The organism is Acidithiobacillus concretivorus, from assembly GCF_018853445.1.
In the GTDB taxonomy this organism is placed as follows: domain Bacteria; phylum Pseudomonadota; class Gammaproteobacteria; order Acidithiobacillales; family Acidithiobacillaceae; genus Acidithiobacillus; species Acidithiobacillus concretivorus.
This window is the reverse complement of record NZ_JABELD010000075.1, coordinates 21,730-34,409: the sequence shown is the minus strand read 5'-3', so window position 1 is coordinate 34,409 and position 12,680 is coordinate 21,730. Positions and strand designations below refer to the sequence as shown.

Below are 12,680 nucleotides of genomic sequence, written 5' to 3'. Positions count from 1 at the left end.
GTCCCTTGCCTGTTGTTCTAAGGCTCATCCTGCTGTCAGGAGAGAACTCGCCCTGCGGGCTCAGACAGCTCTCCTGACGGGCGCCGGATTTCACCAAGAACAACAACGGCGCGGGTCAAAGTCGCGGCAAAGCCTTCCGACCCTCTGCCGTTTTTAAAATTACAGAACCAGATACTTAGGCGTCGGTCAGTCGAGATAATAATTCCGGCCAGTTCCTGCCTGGCAGAATATTGCCCAAGATTACCGGCTCACGAACTCCCGTCACCTGTTGATACGGGAGAGTTTTCCCTCGCAAGCATTGTTCACCCAACCAGGCAAAGGCCAAAGCCTCAAGTGCCTGGCTGGGAATACCGCTGAGCTCCGCCCCCGAATGTACCTGCAGCTCCGGCAAAGCCGCCTGGATGGCCCGCATCAGCGTTGGATTTTCAGCGCCGCCGCCAAACACCAGCAACTCTTTGGCACTAGGTGTCCATTTTCGCAGGGCATCTGCCACCGTTATGGCCGTCAATGCCGTTAACGTAGCCACAAAATCCGCCCCCGAATATTTCCAGACATGCCACCATTGACCGACCAACCGGTCATCAAAACTTTCACGACCGGTACTTTTTGGTGGAGATTGCAGGAAATAGGGGTGTTTCAACCACTGAGCGAGGGGCAACGCCTGAACCTTACCGGCCGCTCCCAATTTGCCGTCCAGATCGCAACAGGCTTCGCCTTTAGTCAAAATCCGGACCGCTGCATCAACCAACACATTCCCAGGCCCGGTATCGAAGGCCTGCAAAGTTTGGGAGTCATCAGCGCCGGGAATCCAGGTCAAATTTGCCATACCGCCCAGATTCAGAACCAGACGCGGCTGATCTGCCTGAAACAGGCGCTGATGAAACGGAGGAACCAATGGTGCACCCTCACCACCGGCAGCCACATCGGCTCGCCGAAAATCGTGGACCACCGTCAGACCCGTAGCTATAGCTACATCGGCGGCTGAGCCAATCTGCAGGGTAAAACCGGGAACAGCGCGCGGCTGATGCCGAATGGTCTGGCCATGCAGGGCAATAAAATCCACCGGACCCAATTTACGAATGGCAGCCTCTGCCACCTCCGCATAACAGGCCCCCAGTTGACGATCCAGTACGGCCATTTGCTCAACATTCAGGGGGCCATTGGCGGCAAGCACCATTTCCCGCAAGGGTGCAGCAAAAGCCTGGCTGAACAAACCGGCATATCCCTGTGCGGGAGCAACACCGAAATCCAGCACTGCTGCATCAACACCATCCGCACTGGTTCCGGACATCAAACCTAAACCGCGCAAGCCGTTACCGCTTCGCAACAAGATTCAGAAATTGTTGCTGCTGCAAACAGCCTCGCTCAATGTTCGTGACCGTGCTCACCATGGACGTGGCCGTGAGCCAATTCTTCTGCGGTCGCATCACGCACATCCAGTACCGTGACATCAAAATTCAGCGTCATTCCGGCCAGTGGATGATTCAAATCCACGGTCACATCTTCGCCTTCAATATCAATCACTGTGGCCAGACGGGCACCTTCATCCGTTTCGGTTTCAAACTGCGTCCCGATTTCGAGATCCTCAGGATCATCAAAATCTTCCTTGGCAACCACTTCCACCAAATCTTCATCCCAGTCGCCATAACCTTCTTCGGGTGGAATGGATACTTCCACCTTATCGCCCGTGCGATGCCCGGCCAGAGCCTGCTCCAATCCGGGAATGATTCCGTGGTGTCCATGCAGATAAATAAGCGGTTCTTCACCTACAGAGCTGTCAATCAGCTCTCCCTCTTCATCGGTGAGGGAATAGTCGATGGTGACTACTTTGTCGTTGCTGATGATCATATTGAGCGTCCTATAGATGAGGGCTGGAGGATAACGGCTGATTTCAGTGGGAATTCTAGCTTGACTGGGCAGAAACGGCAAAATTTTCCGGGGTCTCCCAAAACTGCCAGGAAGGCGCCAGAATCTCGCTGAATGCCTTGATCCACAAAGGACTATCATTAAGTGCCGGAATATATCGCAAAGTTTTTCCGCCGGCATTCAAAAAAGTTTCTTTGCCCTCCAGCGCAATTTCCTGGAGGGTCTCCACACAATCCGCCGAAAATCCGGGGCAGAGGACATCTATTTCCCGAATCCCCTGCCGGGCCAGACTCATCAGGGTTTTATCCGTATAAGGCTCAAGCCATTTAGCCGCGCCAAAACGACTCTGGAAGGTCTGAATCCATTCGCCCTGATTCATGCCCAACTCCTGCACCAAAAGTGCCGTGGTGGTTTCGCACTGTTGACGATAAGGATCACCCAACTGAATAGACCGCTGGGGCAGGCCATGAAAGGAAATGAGTAACTTTTCAGCGCGACCGTTTTCCTGCCACCAGTGACGGACACTTTCTGCCAGCGCATGAACATAGGCAGGATGGGCATGCCAGTCCCGGAGCATGCGTAATTCGGGAATATCCCGCATACCTCGCAACACATCGGCGACCTTGTCGAATATGGAGGCCGTAGTAGCAGCGGCATATTGGGGATACAGCGGCACCACCAGTATTTTTTCGCAACCCGATTGGCGCAGTTCTGCTATTTTTTCCTGTAATGACGGCTTTCCGTAGCGCATGGCTAACACCACGCGCAACTGCCCGGAAAAATGGGCATCACCATACTGCTGTAAGCCATCCGCAAGGCGCTGACTATAGACCATTAATGGTGATCCTTCGGGCATCCAGATACTGGCATAATTGCGCGCCGAACGCGCCGGGCGGAAAGTCAGAATCGGACCATTTAATATGGGCCACCAGATAATCCGGGGCAATTCCACCACCCGCCGATCACTGAGGAACTCGCGCAGATAACGGCGTACGGCTGCAGCTGTAGGAGCCTCGGGCGTACCCAAATTGACTAGTAGAACACCAATCATCATTCCTCCTGCAGTTGAATCAAAACAGGTGCGTGATCTGAAGGTCGTTCAGCAGCCCGTGCATTACGATCGATGACTACATCCTGAACCTCCGCCATCAAGGCATTGGAAGCCAGAATCAAATCAATGCGCAAGCCGCGATTACGGCGAAATCCTGCCGCCCGATAATCCCACCAACTCCATTCCTGAAGATCACCATGCTGGTGACGCCAGCTATCTTGCAGCCCGAGATTCAGCAGGGCCGACAGGGCTGCCCGTTCTGGAGGAGAGCACAGGACATCTTCACCCCAGGCCACCGGGTCATAAACATCCCGGTCATCGGGAGCAATATTAAAATCTCCGACGAGCAGCAGCCGGGGCCATTGCTGCAATTCCTTTGCGATCAAGGCCCGCAGGCGCTCCAGCCACTGCAGCTTGTAGGGATATTTGTCACTCTCCAACGACTGGCCGTTGGGCACATACACATTCACCACCCGGGTGCCCGCGAAAGTGCCAGCGCAAAGCCGCGCCTGACCGTCGCTACCCTCGGGCCAATCGCAGCGCCCATCTTCCGGCACACTGCGACTGAGTATCGCCACGCCGTTATAGGTAGGCTGCCCATGATAAAGTGCGTGATAACCCGCTTCAGCCAGTTCGGCAACAGGAAATTTTTCATCGGTGAGTTTGGTTTCCTGCAAACACAGCACATCCGGAGATTTTTCCTGCAACCACTCCAGCACTTGCGGAAGCCGCACCTTCAGTGAATTGACATTCCAACTGGCCACTCTCATGGACATTACTGCGGTAATGTCGCACTAACACTGGGCCGCAAACGCATACTGTGCATCCAGGCCAACAAATCGGGAAACTGGACCAGGAAGTCCGGAGCCCGCAGATCCACATAACCCACCGCACATACCGTCGCAATTTGTGACAGATTCAATACCGGCACCGACGCCACGTCTTTCCACACCCTGGTTTCTTCCTGAAGCATGGCCAGTGCCGTAGTCACCTTGCCGCGCGCGCGCTGCAACATGTTCAGATCCTGACAGTCAGCCGCATGACGTTGCTCCAGAACCCAGGCAATAGTTGTATCCATAATGCCGCTAGCCAGTGCTTCCACTCGCAGGGTTTCAATACGCGCTTCCGGATCTTTGGGAAAAATCGCCGGATCCGGACGCAAGATCTCCAGATACTGAACAATCACCGCAGAATCATAAACCGACGAACCATCATTGCGCAGCAGTACCGGGATTTTGCCCAGCGGATTATGGGTGAGGGCAGCATGGTCCTGAGTCCGCAAATTGACCCATTCCACTTCGCAGGGGATGTTTTTTTCCAATAGCGCCATACGGACCTTGCGGGCGTAGGGGCTGGTTTCGGTAGCGAACAGGCGCATCTTTTTCTCCTTATGGGTAGGCCAGCGTTGACTCTGTTATCATGACTTAAATTATCATCCCTAGCCAAGCCCAGGAATCATGAACTACCAACATCATTTTCATGCCGGCAATGCGGCAGATTGCATCAAACATCTGGCGCTTTATCTTGTTTTGGAAGCCTTGACCCGCAAGGACACCCCCCTGGCCTACATCGACACACATGCCGGGGCGGGTAGTTACCCGTTGGGCAACAGCGGAGAACATCTCGGCGGTATTACACGCCTATGGGCGGATCGACGCAGTTTGCCCCAATCCGGCGAATGGCTCAAACGTATTCAGCAGATCAATCACGACAAACAACTGCTGCATTACCCCGGATCGGCCCGACTCGCCGCCGAAATGCTCAGACCGGAAGATCGGATGATTTTATGTGAAACAGAGGCGGAAATTGCCGTACAATTACGCGCGAACCTGGGCAAAAGACCACATACCAGCATTTTGAACGATGACGGATATCGCGCTCTTTTTGCCCATATCCCCCCGCAGGAAAAGCGCGGTCTGGTGTTGATTGATCCGCCCTTTGAGCGCCGGGACGAGTGGGAAATTCTCGCCAATGCCGTACTGCGCACCTATCAACGCTGGCCTCAGGGAACCTATCTCATCTGGTATCCCATAAAAATACGGGGTACGATCACGCGATTCTGGCAAGCCATACGCGGCAAAATTGCGGCGCAGGTGTTTGAACTGACACAACGGCCGGAAGAAGGTCGCGAAGCCCTGGCTGGTAGCGGGTTGTTGTTGATCAATGCGCCTTGGGGCGTCAAGGAAGCCCTCAGCGCTGGTCTTGCCGAACTTGGCCCTCTATTGGCCGATCCGCAATCCGGAGGATTCTGGTCTCTGCGTTGCAGCGGCTGGGCCGCCCCTGAAAAAGCAGCGCATAAAAATTAATTCATCTCAATCACGCAGAAGAAGGTTAAGCGGATGGACAAAGAAACACTTCCCAATATCGATCATATTCAAAAACTGCTGCTGTATGGAGGTCCTTCCGCACAGCTACAGCAGGAACTGGTCAAAACGACCGACACCGAATTCAGTGTCGCAATCCTCTATCAACTGGCCCTGCGTCATGGCGTCATCAGCCCAACTGCAGCGCGTGAAGGGCTGGCCCTGCTGGCTACGGCCGGAACAGCGGGCGACAGTGGTCGTAAAATTCTGGAACAAGTGATTGCCGACAGCGATTTTCTGGCTGTACGGGCCATGCGCTAAAGGAAACGGACATTGCGTCTTTATAGCTGGAATGTAAACGGCTGGCGGGCAGCCTGCCGCAAAGGTTTGCGGGACTGGGTGAAAGAGACCGGCCCCGATCTGCTCTGCACTCAGGAAACCAAGGCGGATCCGGCAAAACTGACAACTGAAGAAAGCCACCTGGAAGGATATGACAGTTGCTGGGCCGTGGCCGAACGGGCCGGTTACAGTGGCGTTAGCACTTTCAGCAAAATTCCCGGGTCAACTTCTCATGCAGGCATGGGTGTAAAACATTTTGACCGCGAAGGCCGGGTGGTAGTCACTGATTGCGGTGATTTTGATTTGTACAACGTCTATTTTCCCAACGGCAAAAAAGATGACGAACGACTGGCCTTTAAGCTGGATTTTTATGCCGCCTTTCTGGCGCATATTAACCAGAAAGTGGCGGCAGGTCGCCCGGTGATTTTTTGCGGGGACGTGAACACGGCGCATCAGCCCATCGACCTTGCCCGGCCCAAGGAAAATCAGCGCATTTCCGGCTTTCTTCCCGAGGAGAGAGCCTGCATGGACCAATGGCAACAGGCCGGTTGGGTGGATAGTTTTCGTCATCTTCATCCCGATGAGGCCCGTTATTCCTGGTGGAGCCAGCGCACTGATGCCCGTAGTCGCGACATCGGCTGGCGCCTCGATTATTTCTGGGTACACCAGAGTCTGCTGCCGCGCCTGCGCGCTGCGGGTATCGCTACGGAAGTCATAGGTTCTGATCATTGTCCCGTCTGGCTGGAGATTATTTGATGCGCCTCGAACAATATGTGCAACTCGCCGCAAATGACCTATTCACCGTGGCAGACTTGCGGCGTTGGGGCAGCAGCCGCTTTGCTGCCGCTGATCTGGATTTCAGTCAGGGACAACAAAATCCCCGCGCCGAAGCCGATCTGATCCTGGCGCGCGCCCTGTACCTGGAACCCGAAGATCTTGCGGACTTTTCGGCTGCCCTGCTGCTGCCCGATGAAAAGCGCCGGATATTGCAACACTTTTATGCGCGTGAAATTCTCCGCAGACCTGCGGCCTATATTACTGGAGAAGCCTGGTTCGCCGGGCTGCGCTTTATGGTGGATGAGCGGGTATTGATCCCCCGCAGCCTCATTGAACCCTTTATTGAAGAGGGTTTTGCGCCCTGGGTAGAAGAATCCCGAATCCTGCGTATTCTCGAAATTGGTACCGGTTCCGGATGCATGGCCATTACCCTGGCCCTGCGTTTTCCCCATGCTGAAATAGATGCCGTAGATATCTCTCCAGAGGCCCTGAACGTGGCGCGCAGCAATGTCCAAAAACACGGACTGGAAGATCAGGTGCATTTATATCAGTCAGATTTGTTCTCGGCTTTGCAGGGACAACGTTACGATCTGATTATCAGCAACCCCCCCTACGTGGATGCCGCAGCCATGGCCGAGTTACCCCCGGAATACACCCATGAGCCACGCCTGGCCCTTGCCGCCGGCACGGATGGACTGGACTGTCTCCTGCCCCTGCTGGAACAAGCTCCCCAACATCTGGAAGCTGGCGGGGTATTGATTGTGGAAACCGGCGATGCAGAAGTGGCGCTCAGCGAACAAAGACCCGATTTGCCGCTGATCTGGTTGGAGCACCCTGCGGGAGGCTCCGGTGTTTTCCTGATGACTTCTAATGGCTGAACAACAATTCCAGAAACACCCGCACCGCCCGCGACTGAAAATCCGTCTGCGGGCGAATCAGAAACAGCGTCCAGAATAAACCACGCGGTGGTTCCAGACGCAGGGAAGCCAAAGGCCAGCGGACCTTGTCCAGAGCCTCCACCGAGGCAAAACCAATACCCAATCCTGCCGCGACCGCGTCGCGCAGAGCTTCGACTCCCGTCACCTCCACGCTATAACGGGCACACAATCCGGCATGGGCAATGGCGGCCTCGACGCGGCGCCGAATTCCTGAATGAGCTTCTCTCCAGACAATGGGTTGTTGCAGAATTTCCTCCCAGCGCGCCGATTGTCGCCCTTCCTGTACCCAGGGATGATCCCGGGGCAAAATGGCCACCAGTTCATCTTCCCGCCAGGCTTCCTGCTCCATGTGTTGTGGCAAATGATCTGCGATAATTTGCTCTTCGGTAAACAGCAAGTCCCAACTACCCAAAGAAAGGGCATCCGGCAAAGGACCCGTTTTCAATTGCAACTGGATACTCGGATAGGCACTACGGAAACGGGCCAGATGTTCCATCAAAAAATAGTTGGCGACCGTATTGGTGGCCGCAATGCGTAAACTGCCTTCCTGCAGGTTCTGGCGTCGCGCCGACCAGCTTTCCACCTCTGCCAGGCTTTCGCGCAGGCGGCGCGCATAGGGCAACAGCGACTCACCCGCTGCTGTCAGCTTGATACCACGACCACTGCGTTGATACAGCGGTTCTCCCAAACTCAGCTGCAGTGCCCGCAGCCGCTCGGAAACAGCGGGCTGGCTGCGCTGCAGCATCCGGGCCCCACGTCCTACCCCTTCGGCCTCGGCAACGGCCAAAAAGGCCAACAATTCTTCAGCATGTATTTTCAATAGGATTTTCCGATGAATACGTGCAACTCAATCTATTAGTTCTATATTAGTGACAGCGCTACAGTAGAGCAAATTTGATGGGAGACACCTGATGGAGCGCATCCAGCCATTGTCCAGAACCTGGCCACTTTTTGCAGGCGTAGCACTGGCTTTGGGTATGGGCTCTTTTGATGGTGCCTCGGTGCAAGGTATTTTCCCCTATGTGGCGGGTGGCCTTTCCACCAGTAACGATCATGCCCTGTGGACGCTGACTTACTTTATCGTGCACTGGTCCCTGGGCATCACTCTCATGCCCTGGACCACCCAGCGTTTTGGCATGCGGCGCGTATTCCAGATGGCGGTTATGGTTGCCGGCATCGGCACCATCATCAGCGCCACCACCAGCAATCTCTGGATCATGCTGCTTTCCCGTGCCCTCGAAGGGATTGCCGCAGGGCTGCTGGTCCCTCTGAGCCAAAGCCTGTTTCTGCGCCATAGTCCAGAACGACATCATGGCCTGGTCACCATTTTCTGGAGTAATGCCATGCTGGTTCCCTTTTTTTTCGGGCCAGCCTTGGGCGGTTTTTTGGCTACAGACCTCGGTTATCGCAGTATTTTTCTGCTTTCTCTGCCTTTCTGGATACTGGCATTACTGCTCGGTAGCAGTGGTATCCCCAAAGATCAGGGTCGAAAAAACATGCCGCCCTTTGACGGCTGGGGATTCGGTCTACTCTACGCCGGACTGATGAGCCTGCAAGTCGTACTTGATCAGGGCGAAGAATATGGCTGGTGGCACTCTGCGTTTATTCTGAAAATGACCCTCATAGCTCTGGCTTGTTTTTTGCTGTTTGCCTGGCGCGAAAGCGAAACAGCCCATCCCTTGCTGGAAATCCACTTTCTGAAGCGGCGTAATTACTGGTTGGGGCTTTTGCTACTCTGCCTAGGATGGGCCATGTTCATGGGCTGGGCTTCCATTTTACCGCTGTGGGCGGAAGAAGATTTGGGATTTAACGGATTCTGGGCCAGCCTCGTTCTTTTCCCCATCGGGCTGGGGGCGATTCCTCTATCCACCCAGATGGATCGTCTTCGGGGACTGCTCGGCTTGCGTCGTCTGGCTGCCTTGTGTTTCAGCATTTTTGCCTTTGCTTATGGCAATGCTTATCTCAGCCCCATCAGCAGTCTGTCTGACCTTTTTATTCCCATCCTCCTGATAGGCATTGGCGTCGGCATGCTCTTTGTGCCCCTGACCCTCATCATTCTTTCGGGACTGGATAGCGAAGAAATCCCTTCAGCGGCAACGACCAGCAACTTCATCCGGGTATTCAGTGCAAATATCGGCGTGAGCCTGCTGAGTGTCTATTGGACCCGTTACAGCGCCATGGCCGCCGATCACTTTCGCGGCCAGATCAGTCGCTTCCATAACCATCAGAATTTATCAGCGGCCATGTTGCACAACATGATCATGGTCAAAGCCGATACCCTCAGTATCGACAACCTGCTGCGCCTGTCCATGTGGATTTGTCTGGCCGCCGCATTGATAGCGTACTTTTTCATCATTCCTCCGAGCCGCATGAAAAATGCGGACAGCCCGCAAAACTACGTCGAAGAGGAGGAAGCGGAAACCGGTTTTGCCGCTTCGGCAAAAGCCGAAGCCACCGACGGGGCCAGAACCACTTCCTGACGTGGGCGGGGAATTTCTATACCCGCGTTTTCGAGGGCTTCCGCCAACGCCCAGTTAAAAGCAGCATGGGTGCCGCCAGGACGCATCAATCCGTCACGCTCTACCCAAACAATCATCTCGCAATCATATCCCGCTTCTCCAAAAGCATTGAGCCAGAGTGAAGGTGAATACTCTGTTTTTCGGCTACATAAGGGATGGGCCAAGGCGGTATTCACCACCAGCTCACGGAGTTTTTCCCGGTCAGTCCCGTAAGGAACCCGAAAAGGAACGTGAATACGCATGACTGGATCATCCAGACTCCAATTAATCACTTCCCCATTCACAAACTGGGAATTAGGGACCAAAACATCCACATGATCGTTCGTCATAATCTGGGTATAACGCACACTAAGTTTTTTGACTTCGCCGTGCAGGCCATTTTCCTTGATCTGAATATAATCTCCGACCTTGATACTGTGTTCAAAAAGTAGAATCAAACCAGAGGCAAAATTGCTGAAAATATTTTGCAGGCCAAACCCCAAACCGACACCGACTACGCCACCGAGAATACTCAGACTGCTGAGATTGACGCCAACCGTTTGCAGGGCAATCAAAATACCCAGAGCTATGACGATATAGTAGGTCAACCTGGAGATTGCATAAGCAGTAGCCGCCCCCAGACTCCGGGTCAGGGTTTTCCGCGTCAGCCTTCTCAGCCAGATAGCGCCCCACCAGAGGAAAACCAGGATCAGCACAAATTCGATAATCCCCAGGGGTTCAATAAGAATGTTGCCCGGCAAATGCCATGGTGTGGTAAACCATCGCCAGAAAGCCCCCCAATAGTCATGCATATTCAGTTTCTCCATCCATTTTCCGCCAAGGGTAGGGTTTGTCCTGAAAACGGCAGTGGGGCTGGGGGCTTTTTGCTCCAACGTCCCTTGCCTGTTGTTCTAAGGCTCATCCTGCTGTCAGGAGAGAACTCGCCCTTTGGGCTCAAACAGCTCTCCTGACGGGCGCAGGATTTCACCAAGAACAACAACGGCGCGGGCCAAAGTCGCGGCAAAGCCCCCAGCCCCACTGCCGTTTTCAGGATTATACGTATTCTATCAGAACGAACGCCGTGACAAACATACAACAACCCCTGCCGCAAAGCGTCCACATCAGTTACACTAAAGCAAAAATTGACTGGATAAGGTAGCCCCGTGAAAGCATTTGTTCTCCAGCCCCTGCAAGAGGCCCTCAACGACCTGCTGCAGCAAGGCGTCATTCCGGAAGTTCCGGCTCAGCTCGAACTGGATCGCCCCAAGCAGGTGGAGCACGGCCATCTGGCCAGCAATATCGCCCTGCTTCTCGCCAAAAAGGCCGGACGTAAACCCCGTGACCTGGCCGACGCCATTATCGCGGCCTTGCCCGCCAGCTCGTGGATAGTTCGTACGGAAATTGCCGGACCGGGGTTTATCAATTTTTTCCTGAGCCCTGCCGCTTTTCATGCGGTCATCCATAAAATCCAGATCGAACAAAATCAGTTTGGGTCCAACCAACGGGGCGGGCAACAAAAGCTGCAACTGGAATTTGTTTCGGCCAATCCAACCGGTCCTCTTCATGTCGGGCACGGTCGTGGCGCTGCCTACGGCGCAAGCCTGGCCAATATTTTGCGCTTCAATGGGTATGATATTTTCTGTGAATATTACGTGAATGATGCCGGTCGACAGATGGATATTCTGGCCGCCAGTGTATACATGCGCTATCTCGAAGCAGCCGGGCTGCTCCCCTGGCCCTTCCCGGACAATAGCTATCGCGGCGCTTATGTGCGCGAAATTGCGGCACAGTTACGCGTGCAATGTGGCGACCGTATGGAGCATGCCGCTGCCAGCATCCCCAACCTGCCCGCCATGAAAGACGCTGATGCGGCTGTGGACGCACTGATCGCCCACCTCAAGCAAAGCCTGGGGAATGATTACCGCGTGTTGCACAGTGCCGGGCTCGATGAAATCCTGAACGACATCCGCAATGATCTGGAACAATTCGGCGTGCATTACGAACGCTGGTACTCAGAACGGCAACTGGTCGATTCCGGGGCCGTAGATCGGGCGACAGCCGAACTGGAAGCTGCTGGACATTGCTACATTCAGGATGGCGCGCTCTGGTTCCGGTCAACCACATTTGGCGATGACAAGGACCGGGTTTTGCGTCGTGAAAACGGTGCGTACACCTACTTTGCCTCAGATGTGGCTTACCATGCCGAAAAATTTGCCCGTGGTTTCACGCATGTTGTGGATATGTGGGGAGCCGATCATCACGGCTACGTTCCTCGCGTCAAGGCAGCACTTCAGGCACTGGCACTGGATGACGAAAAGCTGGAAGTCGTACTGGTCCAGTTTGCCATTCTTTATCGCGGTGCGGAAAAAGTATCCATGTCCACCCGTGCCGGAGAATTTGTCACCCTGCGCGAACTGCGCGAAGAAGTGGGTAATGATGCCGCCCGCTTTTTTTATGTGCTGCGCCGTGCTGATCAGCACCTCGACTTTGATCTGGATCTGGCCAAAAAGCACTCGGAAGAAAATCCGGTATTTTATATCCAGTATGCCCATGCCCGGGTTTACTCCATGCTCCGCCAGGCTACAGAAAAAGGCTTGAGTCTTCCTGCAGAGAATGAGCGCGCACTGGATTGTCTGCAAGATTCCCGCGAGCTGGCTCTGGCCGATGCACTATGGCGCTTTCCGGAAGTCGTGCACAGCGCCGCCCGGGATCGGGAACCGCATCAGATTGCTTTTTATCTGCGCGATCTGGCCGCCGCTTTTCACACTTATTACAACTCCACCAAGATTCTGGTGGAAGAAGCATCCCTGCGCCACGCCCGCCTAACGCTTTGCAAAGGGGTCGCCCAGACCATTGCCAATGGCTTGAAACTGCTTGGGGTCTCGGCACCGGAGCAGATGTAAACCGT

At 54.5% G+C, this 12,680-nt stretch carries 13 protein-coding genes; 6 read left to right on the top strand and 7 right to left on the bottom strand.

All coding sequences use genetic code 11. From position 1 onward, the window contains the following. Nucleotides 1-175: 175 nt before the first annotated feature. The 5 genes from HJG40_RS10385 to HJG40_RS10365 all read right to left on the bottom strand — a co-directional run bounded on the left by HJG40_RS10385 (nucleotide 176) and on the right by HJG40_RS10365 (nucleotide 4,295). Nucleotides 176-1,291 carry an anhydro-N-acetylmuramic acid kinase gene (locus tag HJG40_RS10385; protein ID WP_226857377.1) on the bottom strand — a complete coding sequence of 372 codons (1,116 nt, stop codon included), beginning with the start codon at nucleotides 1,289-1,291 and terminating at the stop codon, nucleotides 176-178. Nucleotides 1,292-1,365: 74 nt separating this feature from the next. Then, nucleotides 1,366-1,848 (bottom strand): FKBP-type peptidyl-prolyl cis-trans isomerase, encoded by a 483-nt coding sequence (locus HJG40_RS10380; protein WP_142089277.1) that lies wholly within the window; start codon nucleotides 1,846-1,848, stop codon nucleotides 1,366-1,368. Between the two features lie 55 nt (nucleotides 1,849-1,903). Then, entirely contained in the window at nucleotides 1,904-2,920 is a 1,017-nt protein-coding gene (gene hemH / locus HJG40_RS10375) for a ferrochelatase (protein ID WP_226857376.1), read from the bottom strand. After that, nucleotides 2,917-3,687 carry an exodeoxyribonuclease III gene (xth, locus tag HJG40_RS10370; RefSeq protein WP_215864117.1) on the bottom strand — a complete coding sequence of 257 codons (771 nt, stop codon included), beginning with the start codon at nucleotides 3,685-3,687 and terminating at the stop codon, nucleotides 2,917-2,919. Before xth ends, hemH begins: the two co-directional genes overlap by 4 nt. Before the next feature lie 5 nt (nucleotides 3,688-3,692). Continuing rightward, nucleotides 3,693-4,295, bottom strand: coding sequence for a glutathione S-transferase N-terminal domain-containing protein (locus tag HJG40_RS10365; RefSeq protein ID WP_215864116.1), 603 nt, complete (start codon nucleotides 4,293-4,295; stop codon nucleotides 3,693-3,695). 79 nt (nucleotides 4,296-4,374) lie between these two features. Between HJG40_RS10365 and HJG40_RS10360 the strand changes: the two genes are divergently transcribed. The 4 genes from HJG40_RS10360 to prmB are packed head-to-tail and all read left to right on the top strand — an operon-like array spanning nucleotide 4,375 to nucleotide 7,214. After that, nucleotides 4,375-5,223, top strand: a complete 849-nt coding sequence (locus tag HJG40_RS10360; RefSeq protein WP_215864115.1) for a 23S rRNA (adenine(2030)-N(6))-methyltransferase RlmJ — start codon at nucleotides 4,375-4,377, stop codon at nucleotides 5,221-5,223. A gap of 33 nt (nucleotides 5,224-5,256) precedes the next feature. After that, nucleotides 5,257-5,541 carry a DUF2322 family protein gene (locus HJG40_RS10355; protein ID WP_215864114.1) on the top strand — a complete coding sequence of 95 codons (285 nt, stop codon included), beginning with the start codon at nucleotides 5,257-5,259 and terminating at the stop codon, nucleotides 5,539-5,541. A 12-nt stretch (nucleotides 5,542-5,553) separates the two neighbouring features. Continuing rightward, a complete protein-coding gene (locus tag HJG40_RS10350) occupies nucleotides 5,554-6,315 on the top strand; it encodes an exodeoxyribonuclease III (RefSeq protein ID WP_215864113.1) in 762 nt (253 codons plus the stop codon). Continuing rightward, the gene (prmB, locus tag HJG40_RS10345) at nucleotides 6,315-7,214 is read left to right on the top strand and encodes a 50S ribosomal protein L3 N(5)-glutamine methyltransferase (protein ID WP_215864112.1); all 900 of its coding nucleotides are present in this window, start codon (nucleotides 6,315-6,317) and stop codon (nucleotides 7,212-7,214) included. Before HJG40_RS10350 ends, prmB begins: the two co-directional genes overlap by 1 nt. Here prmB and HJG40_RS10340 read toward each other — a convergent pair. Further along, entirely contained in the window at nucleotides 7,204-8,094 is an 891-nt protein-coding gene (locus tag HJG40_RS10340; protein WP_215864111.1) for a LysR family transcriptional regulator, read from the bottom strand. The two genes, prmB and HJG40_RS10340, sit on opposite strands and share 11 nt — an antisense overlap. A 91-nt stretch (nucleotides 8,095-8,185) precedes the next feature. On the opposite strand from HJG40_RS10340, the gene HJG40_RS10335 reads away from it, so the two are divergent. Next, complete coding sequence (locus HJG40_RS10335; protein WP_215864110.1) at nucleotides 8,186-9,754, top strand: MFS transporter; 1,569 nt, start codon at nucleotides 8,186-8,188, stop codon at nucleotides 9,752-9,754. Here the strand turns inward: HJG40_RS10335 and HJG40_RS10330 are convergent. Next, a complete protein-coding gene (locus HJG40_RS10330; RefSeq protein WP_215864109.1) occupies nucleotides 9,670-10,584 on the bottom strand; it encodes a mechanosensitive ion channel family protein in 915 nt (304 codons plus the stop codon). The two genes, HJG40_RS10335 and HJG40_RS10330, sit on opposite strands and share 85 nt — an antisense overlap. A 351-nt stretch (nucleotides 10,585-10,935) precedes the next feature. Between HJG40_RS10330 and argS the strand changes: the two genes are divergently transcribed. Further along, nucleotides 10,936-12,675, top strand: coding sequence for an arginine--tRNA ligase (gene argS / locus HJG40_RS10325; RefSeq protein WP_215864108.1), 1,740 nt, complete (start codon nucleotides 10,936-10,938; stop codon nucleotides 12,673-12,675). Nucleotides 12,676-12,680 lie beyond the last annotated feature (5 nt).